Origin of the sequence: Enterobacter sp. 2VL, assembly GCF_005503595.1 — a bacterium.
Classification (GTDB): domain Bacteria; phylum Pseudomonadota; class Gammaproteobacteria; order Enterobacterales; family Enterobacteriaceae; genus Enterobacter; species Enterobacter cancerogenus.
The window spans coordinates 583,931-601,427 of record NZ_SCNE01000002.1 but is presented as its reverse complement, the minus strand read 5'-3'; the positions used below and the strand labels follow the sequence as shown (position 1 = coordinate 601,427).

The window sequence follows — 17,497 nt, the reverse complement described above, 5'->3', positions numbered from 1 at the left end:
TATAAAAGTCTTAATTAAAGTGTGGTTTTTGGGTTCGAATTAGACTTTTTATAGTCTTTTAAATAAAAGGGAGAATGATGGGAAACCATAACGTTCTATTGCAGATCAATGAGGTAGGCTATCGCGTGGGGGATGCCGCTATCCTGCAGCAGGTTAATTTCACGCTTTCAGCCGGGGAGTTCAAGCTGATCACCGGGCCGTCCGGCTGCGGCAAAAGCACGCTGCTGAAAATTGTGGCGTCGTTGCTCAGCCCGACAGAGGGCACCGTGATGTTTGAGGGAAAGGATATTGCCACCCTTACGCCGGAAAGCTATCGGCAGCAGGTGTCTTACTGTGTGCAAACGCCGTCGCTGTTTGGCGAAACGGTTTACGACAACCTGATCTTCCCCTGGCTGCTGCGTAACAAAACGCCCGATCCGCAGCGCTTTACCGACGATCTGGCGCGGTTCGGCCTGTCACCGGAGACGCTGACCAAATCGATTAATGAACTGTCGGGCGGGGAGAAGCAGCGCGTGTCGCTGATCCGCAACCTGCAGTTCTTACCGAAGGTGCTGCTGCTGGATGAAATCACCAGCGCGCTTGACGAGGTCAACAAACGCAACGTCAATGAAATTGTGCACGGCTACGCGCGTGAGCAGAACATTGGCGTGCTGTGGGTGACGCACGACGCAAACGAAATTACCCATGCGGATGACGTCATCACCCTTAAACCGCAGAGCGGGAAAATGCAGGAGGCAAACCGTGGGCGAGCATAACATTACCAACGAATCGCTGGCGTTTTCGATGCTGCTGGTGCTGGTGGCGATCGTGGTCAGCTACCGGGAAAAGCTGGGGCTGGAGAAAGATATTCTGTGGAGTATTTGCCGCGCGATTATCCAGCTCATCATTGTCGGCTATGTGCTGAAGTACATTTTCAACGTTAATCACGCGGTACTCACGCTGCTGATGGTGCTGTTTATCTGCTTCAACGCGGCATGGAACGCGCAAAAGCGCAGCAAGTATATTGATAAGGCATTTCTCTCGTCGTTTATCGCGATCGCCACCGGCACCGCCCTGACGCTGGCGGTTCTGGTGCTGTCCGGCTCGATTGAGTTCACCCCGATGCAGGTCATACCCATTTCCGGGATGATCGCCGGCAACGCGATGGTGGCGGTAGGGCTGTGCTATAACAATCTGGGCCAGCGCTTTAGCAGCGAGCAGCAGCAGATTCAGGAGAAGCTAAGCCTCGGGGCAACGCCCAAAATGGCGTCGGCGCGTCTGATTCGGGATAGCATTCGATCATCGCTTATCCCGACGGTGGATTCGGCCAAAACGGTCGGGCTGGTCAGTTTGCCCGGCATGATGTCGGGGCTGATCTTCGCGGGGATCGACCCGGTCAAGGCGATCAAGTATCAGATTATGGTGACCTTCATGCTGCTCTCGACGGCGAGCCTGTCGACCATCATCGCTTGCTACTTAACCTATCGGAAGTTTTACAACGCGCGCCATCAGCTGGTGGTGACGCAGTTGAAAGAGACGCGCTGAGAGAAAAGGTAGGCCCGGTAAGCGCAGCGCCACCGGGCTTTTTTTATCAGTAGAGCAGGGCATACAGCTGGCGGCGATAGGTTGATGCCAGCGCGTCGCCGGTACCCAGCGCGGCGAGGATCTCCTGGAACATCTTACGCGCCTGGCCGTCTGCGGCACCCAGATCTTGTTTCAGATGGCCGAACAGCAGCGCCAGCGCCTCTTCGTTACGGCCCACCTGATGTAACTGCAGCGCAAGCTGGCTGGCAAGCGCAGCATCGTCCGGGTTGTCGGCAACCTGCTGTTGAAGCTGCTGGATCTCAGGGGTATCTGCCGCCTGTTTCAGCAGCTCGATCTGCGCCACCAGTCCCTGATAGCGGGTATCCTGGTCCTGCAGTGGAATGGTTTTCAGCACCGCTTCGGCGTCTTCTGAACGGTGAAGGGCAATCTGCGTTTCCGCCAGCAGCAGGCCAATCTGGCTCTCCTGGTTCGATAACTGCCATGCCTCTTTCAGCAGCGGCAGCGCCTCGTCGTATTTGCCGTCCTGCATCAGCGCCATGGCTTCCTGCGCTTTCAGTTCTTCTTCACGCGGCAGCACTTTATCCAGCAGGGCGCGGATCGCCTCTTCTGGCTGCGGGCCCTGGAACCCATCAACAGGCTGGCCGTTCTGGAACAGATACACCGTTGGGATCGCGCGCAGGCCAAACTGTGAGGCCACCATCTGCTCTGCGTCGCAATCCAGTTTTGCCAGAATGAACTGACCGTTGTACTGCGCGGCGAGACGCTCAAGGACAGGCGTCAGCTCAAGGCAGTGCTGGCTGCGTTCAGACCAGAAGTAGAACAGCACCGGTTTCGTCATCGACTGTTCGAGCGTCTGGTGCAGGTTTGCTTCAGTAATATTGACGATATTCTGTACGGACATGCGGCATTCTCTTTTATCGGTTTGTACTTTACATGGGGGTCAGCGGCGACGCTTCAACTCAGCCGTGTAAAATTTTGTCCATCATTCGGCCCGGCAGCAGGCGTTTTAACCAGCCAACGGCGTGTGTCACCAGCGTTACCGGATAGCGCATTTTCGGTCTGTCACTCTCAAAAGCATGGCGCACTTTCGCGACGACCGCTTCCGGCCCGAGCGTAAAACGTGCGGCGATCCCGGGGTTTTCGACCGGTTTATCCGACTGCGTCTGGTTAACGTTATCGGTAAACCGGGTGCGGATGGGGCCTGGCTCGATCAGGCTGACCTTGATCCCGCTGTGGCGCAATTCCATGCGCAGCGCATCGGACCAGGCTTCCAGCGCATATTTGCTGGCGGCGTAGGCGCCACGTCCGGGGGTAGATATCAGCCCCATCACCGAGGAGGTCATCACGATGCGACCCTCCCCGTGCGGCAGCATTGCCGGAAGCAGGCGCATTGTCAGCTGGTGGATGCCGAAGAAGTTGGCGGAAAATTGCTGCTCGAGCTGTTCGCGGGAAATGGTCTGCAGCGGGCCGTAAACGCCGTAACCGGCATTATTGAACAGACCGAACAGACGGTTGTCGGTCAGGGCGATCACGTCATCTGCGGCACGTTCAATGCTCTCGGGGGAGTCCAGGTCCAACAGAATGCCGGTCAGTCCCATGCCTGTCATCCGTGCCACGTCCTCAGGTTTGCGGCAGGCGGCCAGCACCCAAAATCCCTGGCGCTTCAGTTCGAGCGCGCTTTCAAGGCCGATTCCGCTGGAACATCCTGTAATTAAGACCGATTTTTGCATAACTTTACCTGTCAGGATCTCCGCTGAATTAGGAGTCATGTTTAACTAAAGGAGCCAGTCGCGTTGCCATCCAGTCGGCAATAAACGGCTGAGCATCGCGATTGGGGTGAATACCGTCGTCCTGCATCCATTGGGGTTTGAGATAGACCTCTTCCATGAAAAATGGCAGCAGCGGAATATCAAACTCTTTGGCAAGCTTAGGGTAAATCGCGCTAAAGGCTTCATTATACCGACGACCGTAGTTTGCGGGCAGGCGAATTTGCATCAGCAGGGGTTGGGCGTTAGCCGCCTTGATGTCCTGCAGAATGGTGCGCAGGGTGTGTTCCGTCTGCTGAGGCTGGAAACCGCGCAGACCATCGTTGCCGCCCAGCTCCACCAGCACCCAGCGCGGCTGATGCTGTTTGAGCAGCGCGGGCAGGCGCGACAGCCCCTGCTGTGAGGTATCGCCACTGATGCTGCCGTTCACGACGGTGGTCTGACTCTGCCATTTGTCATTGAGCAGCGCAGGCCAGGCCGCACTGGCCGCCATACGATAGCCTGCGCTCAGGCTGTCACCCAGAATAAGTAATGTGTCCGCTGCCGCCGCGCGGAAGGTCAACAGAATCAAAAACAGGAAGGGCAAATGCCAGCGGAAAACATTGTTGAAGTTCATCGTCTTGAGAAGTCCGTCGGTCAGGGGGAACACGAGCTTTCCATCCTTACCGGAGTTGAACTCGTTGTCAAACGCGCTGAAACCATCGCGCTGATTGGCGAATCCGGTTCCGGTAAGTCCACGCTGCTGGCGATTTTAGCCGGGCTGGACGACGGCAGTAGCGGCGAGGTCAATCTGGTCGGGCAGCCGTTGCACCAGCTTGATGAAGAGGCGCGCGCCGCGCTGCGTGCCCGGCATATCGGGTTTGTCTTTCAGTCCTTCATGCTTATCCCGACGCTGAACGCCCTTGAAAACGTCGAACTGCCGGGGCTGCTGCGCGGCGAAAAGACCCGCGAGAGTCGCGATCACGCCAAAGCGCTGCTTGAGCAGTTGGGGCTGGGAAAACGTCTCGATCATCTTCCGGCCCAGCTTTCCGGCGGTGAACAGCAGCGTGTCGCCCTGGCGCGCGCCTTCAACGGTCGTCCGGAGGTGCTTTTTGCCGATGAACCGACCGGCAACCTGGACCGCAAAACCGGGGACAAAATTGCCGATCTGCTGTTTTCGCTCAACCGTGAACACGGCACGACCCTGATACTGGTGACGCACGATCCGCAGCTGGCCGCGCGCTGCGACCGACGCCTGCGTCTGGTGAACGGTATTCTTCAGGAGGAAGCATGATTGCCCGCTGGTTCTGGCGCGAATGGCGCTCGCCGTCGCTGCTGATTGTCTGGCTGGCGTTAAGCCTGGCGGTGGCGTGCGTGCTGGCGCTCGGCAGCGTCAGCGACCGCATGGAAAAAGGGTTAAGCCAGCAAAGCCGCGAATTTATGGCGGGCGACAGGGCGCTGCAAAGCTCGCGCCCGGTCTCCTCCGCGTGGATTGACGAAGCGCGCAGGACAGGGCTGAAGATTGGCGAGCAGCTCACTTTCCAGACCATGACCTTCGCGGGCGATACCCCGCAGCTCGCCAGCGTCAAAGCGGTGGATGATATCTATCCGATGTACGGCGAGTTGCAGACCAATCCGCCCGGGCTCAAACCGACGCCCGGCACGGTGCTGCTCGCCCCGCGCCTGATGGCCTTACTGAACCTGAAAATCGGCGACAGCATTGACGTGGGCGATGCCACGCTGACCATTGCCGGGGAGGTGGTCCAGGAGCCTGACTCCGGCTTTAACCCGTTCCAGCTTGCGCCGCGCCTGCTGATGAGCACCGCGGATGTGGCGAAAACCCACGCCGTTCAGCCGGGGAGCCGAGTCACCTGGCGCTACAAGTTCGGCGGCACGCCTGCCCAGCTTGAGGCCTATGAAAAATGGCTGTTGCCGCAGCTCAAGCCGGAACACCGCTGGTACGGGCTGGAGCAGGACGACGGGGCGCTGGGTAAATCCCTCGAACGCTCCCAGCAGTTCCTGCTGCTTTCGGCGCTGTTAACTCTGCTGCTGGCCGTCGCGGCGGTTGCCGTGGCGATGGGGCACTACTGCCGCAGCCGTTACGATCTAGTGGCGATCCTCAAAACATTGGGAGCGGGCAGGGCGCAACTGCGCAGGCTGATCGTCGGCCAGTGGCTGATGGTGCTGGCGCTGTCTGCTGTTACCGGCGGGGCAATAGGCCTGCTGTTTGAAAAGCTGCTGATGGTGCTGCTCAAACCGGTGCTGCCAGCCGCGCTGCCCCCCGCCAGCCTCTGGCCGTGGCTGTGGGCCATTGGCGCGATGACCGTAATTTCCCTGCTGGTGGGGCTGCGCCCGTACCGGCTGCTGCTTGCCACCCAACCGCTGCGCGTGCTGCGCCGCGATGCGGTGGCGAACGTCTGGCCGCTGAGGTTTTACCTGCCGGTGATCATCGCCGTGGCGGTTGGCCTGCTGGCCTGGCTGATGGGCGGCAGCACGCTGCTGTGGGCCGTTCTGGCGGGCGCGGTGGTGCTGGCGCTGCTGTGCGGCGTGGTGGGCTGGCTGCTGCTGAAGGTAATGAAAAAACTCACGGTAAAATCCCTGCCGGTGCGGCTGGCGGTTAACCGTCTGCTGCATCAGCCGTGGTCCACTCTCAGCCAGCTTTCGGCATTTTCGCTGTCGTTTATGCTGCTGGCGCTGCTTTTGGTACTGCGTGGCGATCTGCTGGATCGCTGGCAGCAGCAGCTTCCGCCGGAAAGCCCGAACTATTTCCTGATCAACATTGCCCCCGAGCAGGTGACGCCGCTAAAAGGCTTCCTGTCTGAGCATCAGATCGTGCCGGAGGCGTTCTACCCGATTGTTCGCGCGCGTCTGACGCAAATTAATGGTCTGTCGACCGACGGCAATAAGGATGAATCGCTTAACCGCGAGCTGAACCTGACCTGGCAGGATAAACGCCCGGACCATAACCCGATTACCGCCGGCGCCTGGCCGCCGAAAGCGGGCGAGGTGTCGATGGAAGAGGGGCTGGCGAAGCGCCTGAACGTGAAGCTGGGGGATCGCGTGACCTTCACCGGCGACACGCAGGACTTCAGCGCCAGCGTGACCAGCCTGCGCAAGGTCGACTGGGAAAGCCTGCGGCCCAATTTCTTCTTTATCTTCCCGACGGGTGCCCTCGACGGTCAGCCGCAGAGCTGGCTGACCAGCTTCCGCTGGGAGAATGGCAATGGCATGCTGACCCAGCTTAACCGGGAGTTCCCGACGGTGAGCCTGCTGGATATCGGTGCGATCCTTAAGCAGGTGGGGCAGGTGCTGGAGCAGGTGAGCCGTGCGCTGGAGGTGATGGTGGTGCTGGTGACGATTTGCGGCGTGCTGTTGCTGCTGGCTCAGGTGCAGGTCGGCATGCGCCAGCGGCATCAGGAGCTGGTGGTCTACCGCACGCTGGGAGCCGGTAAGCGGCTGCTGCGCGCCACGCTGTGGAGCGAGTTCGCCCTGCTCGGTCTGGTGGCCGGGCTGGTAGCGGCCATCGGCGCGGAGACGGCGCTGGCGGTACTCCAGACCAGGGTCTTTGATTTCCCCTGGGAGCCGGACTGGCGTTTGTGGGTCATCCTGCCCCTGAGCGGTGCGATCCTGCTTTCATTGTGCGGCGGCTGGCTCGGGACGCGGCTTCTGAAAGGCAAGGCGCTGTTCCGCCAGTTTGTCAGTTAGTTTAGCGTTGTGATGATTACGCACCGGTTTATATGCTGGTGCGTAATCATTTGGTAGCACGAAACGATAATACCCACGCATTTAGTAGCACAAATCATTAAAAACCTGCCCACACAGCCCGATTATTTCCGGTTAATATTCACCAGCTAAATATTTAGCAGCGTGTCTATCAAGGAAAAATAATGACTATAAAAAAATCAGCGCTGGCGGCAACGATCGGCGCGGCAGTGGCATTAACCACCTTCGCATCCCAGGCGGAAATCACCGTTCTTAAACAAGATCCTCAGGCGGGCGATCCGCTGAGCCGTCTGAACTTCACCGTGGGCGGCAGCATCCGTCCACAGTTCAACATGATGACCGGCGACGGTGACAAAGGTTCCTACAAGCGTAACGGCTTCGACGGCGGCACCCGTTTCCGCTTCGCAGCAGATTACTACCTGTTTGATGACATCAGCTGGGTAAGCTATTACGAGCTGGGCGTGAACATTCCTGCGCTGTTTAACTGGGACAACCACTACGCGGAAGGCGCGAACGACACCTCCCGCCGCATGCTTTACACCGGCCTGAAGAGTGATACCTGGGGTACGCTGACCTTCGGCCAGCAGAACAGCGTTTACTACGACGTGGTTGGCGCGAAAACCGATATCTGGGACTACGACATGATCGGTCAGGCACCGGGTAACGGTATCAATGGCGATTACGACGGCTCTTATCGTTCACGCAAAATGCTGAAATATAAGAAAACCGTTGGCGATGCGGATATCTATGCATCCTACCTGTTTGAAGACAGCGAATACCTGCCAGGCAACGGCCTGCGTTACAAACGTAAAGGCGGCGGTTCACTGGGTCTGGATTACCACCTGACCACCGACCTGACCTGGGGCGCGGCGTGGAACTATACCCGCGCAGATATGCGTAACCCGGACAACGGCGACAGCAAATCCTACGACCAGAACATCCTCGGCACCGCGCTGAGCTGGACGCCGGATAACTGGACCTTCTCCGCAGGCGGCGGCTGGTATCAGAACTTCCTGACCACCAAAAAAGTCTCTACCGATAACTATTTCGCGGGTGACGCGTGGGGTATTGAATACTTCGCAGGCTATAAATTCCCGGTCGGCCAGTATGCGGTGAAATCCATCCAGCCTTACTTCATGGGCGATCGCATCCAGTATGTGAATGGCCGCAACTACCAGCGCATCGACAACGGCGTGGGTATCAGCTTCCAGCTGGATTATGGTTTCCGCGTGGATTACGAGCACGTGTTCACCTCCAGCACCGACGACCTGGGCGATATGAACCTGGTGCGTCTGCGTTACGATTTCTAAGCCGTCTGTTCCCCGGTGGCGCTGCGCTTACCGGGGCGACAAAAGCAATCGTAGGCCGGGTAAGGCGCAGCCGCCACCCGGCTTTTTTCAGCGGTTCAACCAGTCCGCAACCTCTGCGAACGTGCCGCGATAAACAATCTTGTCCGCTTTCTTCTCAAGCTGATAGCTGTACATCGGGTCGTAATAGTCGTTAAGCAGGGGCGCAAGCCAGCTAAAGTGAACCTCAGTGCAGCCCGTCCGTTGCTGTTCAAGCAACGCGGAATCAAGCAGGGCAGTCAATTCGGCATAGCGCTGCAGCCCCAGACGACGGCGAATAGCGTAAAGGCCGTGATGCAGGTATTCGCTGTATTCTTTCCAGCCAGCTTCTTCGCCATAGGCGGCAGAGAAGTCCGCCCACATATGGTCGAAATACTCTTCGCGCAGCCGCTCAAGGCGAACATCAAACGGATCGTCCACGACGGCGATCGGGGCCTCAACCATGCGGTCGCGCAGGCACTCCGGCAGATGGTTGGAGCCAATCATCCGGCCTTCATCTTCCAGCACCCAGCGCGCGGCATCTTTTTTCAATAGCTCAACCGCAAGATGATTTTCAAAGCTCGCCTGGGAAAGCTGCGGCGTAAGGGTGCGGCCAAATGACGAGCCGCGATGATGCGCCAGCCCTTCCAGATCGATACCCTGCGCATGCTGTTTTACCAGCAGGGTTTTACCGTTTCCGGTACAGCCGCCGATAAGCACCATCAGTTTTTGTGACTGCTCGACCGTCGCCTGAATCGCGGCCTGACGCAGGGCCTTATAGCCGCCGCGGATCAGCGGGTAGTCGATACCCGCCTCTTTCAGCCAGGCCTGTGAAATATGCGAACGCTGGCCACCACGCGCGCAGCAAAAATAGCCGTCAGGGTGGGCAAGGCTGGCCTCACGCCAGGCGTTAATCCGCTCGTCGCGCGTTGCGCCCGCAACCAGACTGTGACCGAGTGCAAGCGCCGCTTCCGGCCCCTGACGTTTATAGCAGGTGCCGACGGCGGCACGCTCGTCGTCGTCCATCAAGGGCAGGTTGATGGCGGCGGGCATCGCGCCCTGGGCAAATTCGATCGGCGCGCGAACGTCGATTAAAGGGGTATCGGACGCGAGGATCGCGCGATAGTCCGTTCCATCGTTCATGGTTATTCCAGAAGAAAACTAAGCAGCAATGGGCGGGGATTGTACGCCGGGGAAGGGGAAGATCAACTCCCCGGCGCAGATGACTTACTTAAGCTTTGATTGCGCCCAGACAATGCCGCTCGCATAGTCCGTCGGCAACAGCGGGGTAATGGCTTCCAGCGTCGCGCGCAGGCGGTCTGTATCGGAATCATTAAGGTTCAGGTGACCGACCTTACGGCCCGGGCGAACCTCTTTATCGTACCAGTGCAGATGTACCAGCGGCAGCTTCAGCCAGTCGTAGTTAAGATCGGTACCGATCAGGTTGATCATCACCGAGGGGCTGTTCACCACCGGCTGCGGCAGCGGCAGGTCGGTAATGGCGCGCAGATGCAGTTCAAACTGGCTAATCGACGCGCCGTTTTGCGTCCAGTGGCCGCTGTTGTGCACGCGCGGTGCCAGCTCGTTGATCAGCAGACCGGACGGCGTGATAAAGCACTCCATCGCCATCACGCCCACGTAGCCCAGCTCGTGCATGATGGCAGAGAGCATCTCTTCCGCCTGCGCCTGCTGCCCGGCGTTAGCCAGCGGGAAGGCCACGCTGGTGCGCAGAATGCCGTCCTGATGCAGGTTATGCGTCAGCGGATAGAACACCGTGCTGCCGTCATGGGCGCGAGCCCCAACCAGCGATACTTCACCGATAAAGTTGATGCCCTGCTCAACGATGCACTCGCCGTAGCACTCTTCCGGCAGTTCAGCGGTTTCATGGGCGCGCAGTCGCCACTGGCCGCGCCCGTCGTAACCGCCCACGCGGCGCTTAACGATAGCCAGCTCGCCCAGCATCGCGAAGATGTCATTCCACTCACGTTTGTCAGACAGCAGCTGCCACGGCGCGGTCGCCAGACCGAGCTTATCGAACAGCTGTTTTTGCGTCAGACGGTCGGCGATGATCGGAAACACATCGCGGTTAACGAAGGCATTATGGCGCGCCAGTTCGCGGGTCAGGGCGGTTTCCGGCCAGCGTTCAATCTCGGCGGTAATGACGCTCTGGTGGAACGGCACGGCTTCCGGTTCGGCGTCCAGCCCGACGGGCCAGACGGAAATCCCCAGCGGCTCACCGGCCTGACGCAGCATACGGCCCAACTGACCGTTGCCGAGAACGCAAACCTGCTTCATGCCGCACCTCGTGGGTCCGGGTTATCCAGCACCTCGTCGGTCTGGGTTTTACGCCACGCAACCAGACGCTGATGCAGCGCTTTATCCTGGGTCGCCAGGATCTGTGCAGCGAGCAGGGCGGCGTTGGCCGCACCCGCTTTGCCAATCGCCAGCGTACCCACAGGAATACCGCGCGGCATCTGGACGATGGAATAGAGGCTATCGACACCGCTCAATGCCGCGCTCTGGACCGGAACGCCCAGTACCGGCACCAGCGTTTTGGCGGCAATCATGCCCGGCAGGTGTGCTGCGCCGCCCGCACCGGCAATAATCACCGCGTAGCCGTTCTCTTCTGCGCCTTCGGCGAAGCTGAACAGCTTATCGGGAGTACGGTGTGCGGAGACCACTTCAACGTGGTGCGGAACGTCCAGGATTTCGAAGATTTCGGCGGCGAACTGCATGGTAGCCCAGTCGCTTTTGGACCCCATCACGATGGCGACACGCGCCGGATTATTGCGGGAAGACATGCGTCTTAAAACTCCTGTGGTGCGGAACACACTGCTTTCGAGGGCACAGAGAATAGCATGTAATATCGGCAAGGAAAACGGTTGCGCGGGTAAACTTGCCGCAAAATTACGCGGGAAAATCAGAACGGAAAGGCGATCAGCTCAACGCCGTCGGGGGTGACCTTGACCATCGAACCTTCGCTGTGCCATGCGCCTAATACCACGCGATGCGCGGGTTCGCCGTTGGCGATAAGGTCGTGTACGTCAGGGCGATGGGTATGACCGTGGATCAACCACTGGACGCGGTGTTTTTCCATCATGTTAACCACTGCCTGCGGGTTAACGTCCATAATGGTCATCGATTTGCTGCTGTTGGCGGCTTTACTGCTCGCGCGCATTTTGGCCGCGATACGGCTGCGGATAAACAGCGGCAGGGCGAGGAACAGCGTCTGGATCCAGGGCGTATGCACTTTGGCGCGAAACGCCAGGTAGCCGGTATCGTCGGTGCAGAGCGTATCGCCGTGCATGATCAGCACCTTGCGGCCATAGAGATCGAGCACCTGCTCTTCCGGCAGCAGCGTCATGCCGGATTCACGCGCGTAGCGTTTGCCCAGCAGGAAATCGCGGTTGCCGTGGATAAAGGCGCAGGGAACACCGGAATCCACCAGCGTCTTAATGGCCTCAGCCACTTCACGGTGCAGCGGGGTGGGGTCGTCGTCGCCAATCCAGGCTTCAAACAGATCGCCCAGAATATACAGCGCATCGGCGCTTTTCGCTTCACCGCGTAAAAAACGCAGAAAACCGGCGGTGATCGCCGGTTCTTCTGTTTGCAGATGCAGATCTGCAATAAAGAGTGTCGCCACGAATTACTCGCTGACGGTCACGCTTGTGATGATAACGTCTTCTTTAGGAACGTCCTGGTGCATACCGCTGCGGCCAGTGGCAACGCCTTTGATCTTATCAACCACGTCCATTCCTTCAACCACTTCTGCGAATACGCAGTAGCCCCAACCCTGCAGGCTTTCGCCAGAGAAGTTCAGGAAGTCGTTGTCAGCCACGTTGATGAAGAACTGCGCGGTTGCAGAGTGAGGAGCCTGAGTACGCGCCATCGCCAGCGTACCACGGGTGTTTTTCAGCCCGTTGTTCGCTTCGTTTTTGATCGCTTCTTTCGTCTCTTTCTGGTTCATGCCAGGTTCGAAACCGCCGCCCTGGATCATAAAGCCGTTGATCACACGGTGGAAAATAGTGTTGTTGTAGAAACCTTCGCGGCAGTAGTCCAGGAAGTTTTTAACTGTTTCAGGCGCTTTGTCATCAAAGGTCTTGATTACGATATCGCCATGATTAGTGTGGAAAGTAACCATTTTTGCATCCTGTTCCGTTATTGTGGTACGTCGACCCGTGCTCGGGCCACATATAGGGGCTTGTTATAGCATAACCACAAGGCGCGATCACCTTGCATTGTGTGCTGCTTCGGGTTTGAATTACGGGTAGAATAGTCGGTTTTCGTCCACACACGTGTTTACATGGAATCTTCGATGTTAAAAATCTTTAATACAATGACGCGCCAAAAAGAGGAATTTAAACCTATCCATGCCGGGGAAGTCGGCATGTACGTGTGTGGTATTACGGTTTACGACCTCTGTCATATCGGCCATGGCCGTACCTTTGTTGCTTTCGACGTGGTTTCGCGTTACCTGCGTTTTTTGGGCTACAACCTGAAGTACGTGCGCAACATCACCGATATCGACGACAAAATCATTAAGCGCGCTAATGAAAATGGCGAAAGCTTTGTGGCGCTGGTCGATCGCATGATCGCCGAAATGCACAACGATTTTGATGCGCTGAACATCCAGCGCCCGGACAGCGAGCCGCGCGCAACGCACCATATTCATGAAATTATCGATCTCACCGAAAAGCTGATCGAACGTGGCCACGCCTATGTTGCCGACAACGGCGACGTGATGTTCTCCGTGCCGACCGACCCCACATACGGCCAGCTCTCCCGTCAGGATCTGGAGCAGCTTCAGGCCGGTGCGCGCGTTGACGTGGTTGACGTGAAGCGCAACCCAATGGACTTCGTACTGTGGAAGATGTCCAAAGCGGGCGAGCCAAGCTGGCCGTCTCCGTGGGGCGAAGGCCGTCCGGGCTGGCACATTGAATGTTCCGCGATGAACTGCAAACAGCTGGGCAAACACTTCGATATTCACGGCGGCGGATCGGACCTGATGTTCCCGCACCATGAGAACGAAATTGCACAGTCTACCTGCGCCCACGGCGGCGAATACGTCAACTACTGGATGCACTCCGGCATGGTGATGGTTGACCGCGAGAAGATGTCGAAATCGCTGGGCAACTTCTTTACCGTGCGCGACGTGCTGAAGTATTACGACGCGGAAACCGTGCGCTACTTCCTGATGTCCGGTCACTACCGCAGCCAGCTGAACTACAGCGAAGAGAACCTGAAGCAGGCGCGCTCGGCGCTGGAGCGTCTGTACACCGCGCTGCGCGGCACCGATAAGTCAGTACCGGCTGCGGGCGGCGAGGCGTTTGAAGCCCGCTTTGTTGAGGTGATGAACGATGACTTCAACACGCCGGAAGCCTACTCCGTGCTGTTCGACATGGCGCGCGAAGTGAACCGCCTGAAGTCTGAGGACATGGCCGCGGCGAACGCGCTGGCATCGCACCTGCGTAAGCTCTCCTCCGTGCTCGGCCTGCTGGAGCAGGAGCCAGACGCGTTCCTGCAGAGCGGTGCCCAGGCAGACGAGGGTGAAGTGGCTGAGATTGAGCGGCTTATCAAGGCGCGTCTGGAAGCACGTCAGGCGAAAGACTGGGCGGCCGCAGATGCAGCGCGTAACCGTCTGACCGAGATGGGCATAATTCTGGAAGATGGCCCGCAGGGCACGACCTGGCGCCGTAAGTAAGTTCGTCACGCCCGGTGGCGCTTACGCTTACCGGGCCTACAAATCCAGACCGTAGGCCGGGTAAGGCGTAGCCGCCACCCGGCTTTTCTTTTACCTCCGCTTCCACCACAGCACCCCCAGCACCACCGCCCCCGGCAGCCATACCCACAGCAGTTCTGAAAGTATCAACTGATGCCCGTACGGCGTGGCATAGCGCGATAGCGCAAACGGCGCGACCTTAATCACCTGCCACGGTGCGAAGAACCGTTCATCCGACCACGGCCACAGCCAGCCGACGCCTTTTCCGCCTGTGGTTATTGAATCCAGCAGGCTGTGCGACAGCAACGATACGGTGAGAAACAGCCAGCAGCGGGTCAGGCTTGCCCTGAACCAGCGTCGGCCAATGAACACGCAGAGAAGGGGCACCACAAAGGCAAACAGCAGTGAATGGGTAAAGCCGCGGTGGCCGAAGACGTTGCCATAGGCCACGCCGAACTTAAACGCCAGCACGTCGGCGTCCGGCAGCATGGCGAGGACAACACCCGCAAACAGCAGGCGCGGAGGGATAACCTTTGTTCCCAGCCCTAAGCCCAGGCACAGCGGAACGGCAGCGTGAGTGATAACGGTCGGCATCGGTATATTCCAGGCTAAAGCAGGGAAATATAGCAGCGAATGCCGACAAAAAGAGCGGGGTTAAATTCTGATTTTACGCCGATTCGCGGGCGATAAGCTGGCCGGAAAGGGTGATACGCTGGGTTTGCAGTTCCGGCTCTTTGAGCTTGCGGATCATCAGCCCGGCGGCCTGCCGTCCGGTCTCTTCGCTGGCCGAGGAAACATAGGTGAAAGACGGCGAGGTAAGGTTCACGTGCAGCATATCTTCAAAACCCACCAGCGCGACCTGCTGCGTCAGAAACACGTCTTTACCGACGGTACGCCCCACCTGGTGGATGCCGGAAACAGATCCGATCATCGCATCCGGCGAGTGGCAGAGCAGGGCGGTGATGCTGTTGTTTTTTTCCAGCAGATGACGGGTGGCGTAACCGGCCGCCAGCGTATCATCGCTGCAGGCCGGGGAGAACTCCTCCCGCCAGACCAGCCCGTTCTGCGTCAGCGCGCTGCGAAACCCGAGCAGACGCTGTTCGCGGATATGACAGCCTTCACGCCCGCCAATATAGGCAATAGCGCGATGACCACGCTCGATAAGATAGCGCGCGGCAAGGTTCGCCGCCTGGCGGTTGTCGCGCATCACCAGGTTGCATTTTTCATCCAGCAGAGACTGAGACACCACCACCAGCGGCAGCGGACACTGACGAATATGCTCCGGCAGAGCGGCGGTACGGGTATCGGAGGCAAGATAGATCACCCCCGCCACGCCCTGCTGCTTAAACGACAGCAGGCAGCGCGCCAGCCGATCGCCATCGTTCAGTGGCTGGCCGAGAAAAACCATGTAGCCCTGTTTCTCCAGCTCCTGAACAATGCTTGCCATCACCTTGATGGAAAAGCTGTCACTGAAGTCCCGCAGGATCAGGCCGATAAGATTGGAGGTGTTGGCGCGAAGATTGGCGGCAGCGACGTTATGAACATAGCCGAGCGCAGTGATGGCAGCATTGACCTTCCCGATCGTGGCCTCTGAGATTTTCCCTTTCTGGCGTAGCACCAGCGACACGGTAGAAACCGAGACCCCCGCATGCTTTGCGACATCAATAATGCTGACTTTCTTCAAAACCGCTCCCTGAAATTTACCGATTATCAGCCAGATATGACACGTCTCCCAGCGTACAGGAGACGTATCGTTCAGGCATCTTATTATTTGCCGATCATCGTGGACATGGTCTGGGCGATAAACTGTGCTCTGGCACCGAAAATCACCTGAATCCCGTTGTCGCCCACGAAGACAACACCGCGTGCGCCGAGTCCGTTCAGGCCGTCTTTATCCACCGCCTCGCTTTTCGCCACTTCCAGACGCAGGCGGGTGATACAGGATCCCACGGAGTTGATATTCTGCGCGCCGCCCAGCAGGCCGATGATATCGGTTGCCAGTTCGGAATCGGATTTGTCATCCGCATTGGCGGTCACTTCGGTACGGCCCGGCGTTTTCACGTCGAAGCGACGGATCACGAAGCGGAACGTGAAGTAGTAAATCAGGCCCATCGGGATGCCGATGATAATGGCGCTCAGGAAGTTGGTCTGGTAGCCGTTAAACGACGGCAAGATCCCGAACGACAGATAGTCGATAAAGCCCGCAGAGAACGACTTGGCAATATGGGCATGCATCAGGTACATGGTCATGTAGGCCAGGCCCGCCATGATGGCGTTAAAGACGTACAGAATCGGTGCCACGAAGATAAAGGTGAACTCGACCGGCTCGGTGATCCCCGTCAGGAAGCAGGTGAGTGCGGCGGAGAAGAGAATACCGGCCGCGATTTTCTTATTTTTGGTGTGCGCTTCGTGGTACATCGCCAGACACGCCGCAGGCAGCGCGAACAGCATCAGCGGGAATTCCCCCTGCATGAACTTACCGGCGTTCTGGTAGGTGTCGCTGCTAAAGGATTTCACCCCTTCTTCCAGCATCTTGAACCAGATGGTCTGGTCGCCGTGGATCACCTGGCCCGCCTGGGTGGTGTAATCCCCGAACGAGTACCAGAACGACGGGTACCAGATGTGGTGCAGGCCTAGCGGGATCAGCGCACGCTCCACCAGACCGAAGATAAAGGTCGAGGCCGCCTGATTATCGCCGTTTACCACCACCGAAAGCGCGTCGATGCCGGACTGGATATGCTGCCAGACGTACGGCAGCAGCAGGCCGAGCAGGAACGACAGGAACGCCGTCGCGATCGCCACAAAACGCTTACCCGAGAAGAAGCCGAGGAACTCCGGCAGTTGCATGGTGTGGAAACGGTTGTAACACCAGGCCGCGAGAATACCGCAGATAAGCCCGCCGAAGACGCCCATTTGCAGCGTCGGAATGCCGACCACCATGGCGTATTTCCCGCCCTGAGAGGCCATTTCCGGCGTGATGCTCAGCACGGTGCTGATGGTAATGTTGGTGACAAACACCGAGACCGCCGCAGATAGCGCGGCGATACCGGATTCGGACGCCAGACCCACGGCAGAGCCGATGGCAAACAGCATCGGCAGGTTATCAAAGATAACCCCGCCCGCGTTCATCATCAGCGGCAGATGAAACTTATCGCCGAAAGCCAGCAGCAGGCCCGCAGCGGGAAGCAGTGAAATTGGCAGCATTAAGGCGCGGCCAATCATCGATAACTTAGACAACGATTTAACAAACCCTGATATCAGACTCATGCTGACTTCCCCCGAGTAGCGCTTTTTTTAGCGCTGTTATTGTTAGTAGAACGTTTTAGTAGAACGTTCTACTTATCGTGAGGAAAGCCCGAAAAGCGCGCAACTTAAATTTCACAATTCGGTAAACGAAATAGTGATTCTTTGAAGTTGATCGATAATTAACCGTGATGGATGTGGGGGATAAAGTGAGAGAA

General features: G+C 58.1%; 17 protein-coding genes. 6 read left to right on the top strand and 11 right to left on the bottom strand.

The genetic code is table 11. The features are described 5' to 3' along the window. Positions 1-77 precede the first annotated feature (77 nt). Together fetA and fetB are read left to right on the top strand one after the other, a co-directional pair. Positions 78-755 carry an iron efflux ABC transporter ATP-binding subunit FetA gene (fetA, locus tag FFS28_RS07255; RefSeq protein WP_137849267.1) on the top strand — a complete coding sequence of 226 codons (678 nt, stop codon included), beginning with the start codon at positions 78-80 and terminating at the stop codon, positions 753-755. After that, the gene (gene fetB / locus FFS28_RS07250; RefSeq protein WP_058609956.1) at positions 742-1,524 is read left to right on the top strand and encodes an iron efflux ABC transporter permease subunit FetB; all 783 of its coding nucleotides are present in this window, start codon (positions 742-744) and stop codon (positions 1,522-1,524) included. Before fetA ends, fetB begins: the two co-directional genes overlap by 14 nt. Positions 1,525-1,570: 46 nt before the next feature. On the opposite strand, the gene FFS28_RS07245 is transcribed toward fetB, so the two are convergent. Genes FFS28_RS07245 through tesA form a run of 3 tightly spaced genes read right to left on the bottom strand, consistent with a single transcriptional unit; the run spans position 1,571 to position 3,906 of the window. Continuing rightward, positions 1,571-2,425 carry a co-chaperone YbbN gene (locus FFS28_RS07245; protein ID WP_137849175.1) on the bottom strand — a complete coding sequence of 285 codons (855 nt, stop codon included), beginning with the start codon at positions 2,423-2,425 and terminating at the stop codon, positions 1,571-1,573. Between the two features lie 58 nt (positions 2,426-2,483). Further along, a complete protein-coding gene (locus FFS28_RS07240; protein ID WP_006176971.1) occupies positions 2,484-3,293 on the bottom strand; it encodes an SDR family oxidoreductase in 810 nt (269 codons plus the stop codon). Next, positions 3,283-3,906, bottom strand: a complete 624-nt coding sequence (tesA, locus tag FFS28_RS07235) for a multifunctional acyl-CoA thioesterase I/protease I/lysophospholipase L1 (RefSeq protein ID WP_137849174.1) — start codon at positions 3,904-3,906, stop codon at positions 3,283-3,285. The genes FFS28_RS07240 and tesA overlap by 11 nt, the downstream gene beginning before the upstream one ends. On the opposite strand from tesA, the gene ybbA reads away from it, so the two are divergent. The 3 genes from ybbA to FFS28_RS07220 all read left to right on the top strand — a co-directional run bounded on the left by ybbA (position 3,877) and on the right by FFS28_RS07220 (position 8,302). Continuing rightward, positions 3,877-4,563, top strand: coding sequence for a putative ABC transporter ATP-binding protein YbbA (gene ybbA / locus FFS28_RS07230; protein WP_137849173.1), 687 nt, complete (start codon positions 3,877-3,879; stop codon positions 4,561-4,563). The two genes, tesA and ybbA, sit on opposite strands and share 30 nt — an antisense overlap. Continuing rightward, the gene (gene ybbP / locus FFS28_RS07225; RefSeq protein WP_137849172.1) at positions 4,560-6,974 is read left to right on the top strand and encodes a putative ABC transporter permease subunit YbbP; all 2,415 of its coding nucleotides are present in this window, start codon (positions 4,560-4,562) and stop codon (positions 6,972-6,974) included. The genes ybbA and ybbP overlap by 4 nt, the downstream gene beginning before the upstream one ends. A 182-nt stretch (positions 6,975-7,156) precedes the next feature. Then, positions 7,157-8,302: a porin gene (locus FFS28_RS07220; RefSeq protein WP_088207810.1), complete on the top strand. Its 1,146-nt coding sequence runs from the start codon at positions 7,157-7,159 to the stop codon at positions 8,300-8,302. An 87-nt stretch (positions 8,303-8,389) separates the two neighbouring features. Here FFS28_RS07220 and mnmH read toward each other — a convergent pair whose 3' ends face one another. From mnmH to ppiB, 5 genes are all read right to left on the bottom strand, one after another. Then, a complete protein-coding gene (mnmH, locus tag FFS28_RS07215; protein ID WP_137849171.1) occupies positions 8,390-9,460 on the bottom strand; it encodes a tRNA 2-selenouridine(34) synthase MnmH in 1,071 nt (356 codons plus the stop codon). Positions 9,461-9,544: 84 nt separating this feature from the next. Beyond that, a complete protein-coding gene (gene purK, locus FFS28_RS07210; RefSeq protein WP_137849170.1) occupies positions 9,545-10,612 on the bottom strand; it encodes a 5-(carboxyamino)imidazole ribonucleotide synthase in 1,068 nt (355 codons plus the stop codon). Beyond that, positions 10,609-11,118, bottom strand: a complete 510-nt coding sequence (gene purE, locus FFS28_RS07205; protein ID WP_137849169.1) for a 5-(carboxyamino)imidazole ribonucleotide mutase — start codon at positions 11,116-11,118, stop codon at positions 10,609-10,611. The genes purK and purE overlap by 4 nt, the downstream gene beginning before the upstream one ends. A gap of 119 nt (positions 11,119-11,237) precedes the next feature. After that, positions 11,238-11,960, bottom strand: coding sequence for a UDP-2,3-diacylglucosamine diphosphatase (gene lpxH / locus FFS28_RS07200; RefSeq protein WP_137849168.1), 723 nt, complete (start codon positions 11,958-11,960; stop codon positions 11,238-11,240). Between the two features lie 3 nt (positions 11,961-11,963). Next, positions 11,964-12,458 (bottom strand): peptidylprolyl isomerase B, encoded by a 495-nt coding sequence (gene ppiB, locus FFS28_RS07195; protein ID WP_006176980.1) that lies wholly within the window; start codon positions 12,456-12,458, stop codon positions 11,964-11,966. A gap of 174 nt (positions 12,459-12,632) precedes the next feature. Here ppiB and cysS point away from each other — a divergent pair, with 174 nt between their 5' ends. Further along, positions 12,633-14,018 (top strand): cysteine--tRNA ligase, encoded by a 1,386-nt coding sequence (cysS, locus tag FFS28_RS07190; protein WP_137849167.1) that lies wholly within the window; start codon positions 12,633-12,635, stop codon positions 14,016-14,018. Positions 14,019-14,108: 90 nt separating this feature from the next. On the opposite strand, the gene FFS28_RS07185 is transcribed toward cysS, so the two are convergent. The 3 genes from FFS28_RS07185 to FFS28_RS07175 form a co-directional block, all read right to left on the bottom strand. Beyond that, entirely contained in the window at positions 14,109-14,630 is a 522-nt protein-coding gene (locus FFS28_RS07185; RefSeq protein ID WP_137849166.1) for a metal-dependent hydrolase, read from the bottom strand. A 73-nt stretch (positions 14,631-14,703) separates the two neighbouring features. Beyond that, positions 14,704-15,720 (bottom strand): Mal regulon transcriptional regulator MalI, encoded by a 1,017-nt coding sequence (gene malI, locus FFS28_RS07180; protein WP_088207805.1) that lies wholly within the window; start codon positions 15,718-15,720, stop codon positions 14,704-14,706. A gap of 83 nt (positions 15,721-15,803) precedes the next feature. Then, the gene (locus FFS28_RS07175; protein WP_042320878.1) at positions 15,804-17,303 is read right to left on the bottom strand and encodes a PTS transporter subunit EIIC; all 1,500 of its coding nucleotides are present in this window, start codon (positions 17,301-17,303) and stop codon (positions 15,804-15,806) included. Between the last annotated feature and the right edge of the window lie 194 nt (positions 17,304-17,497).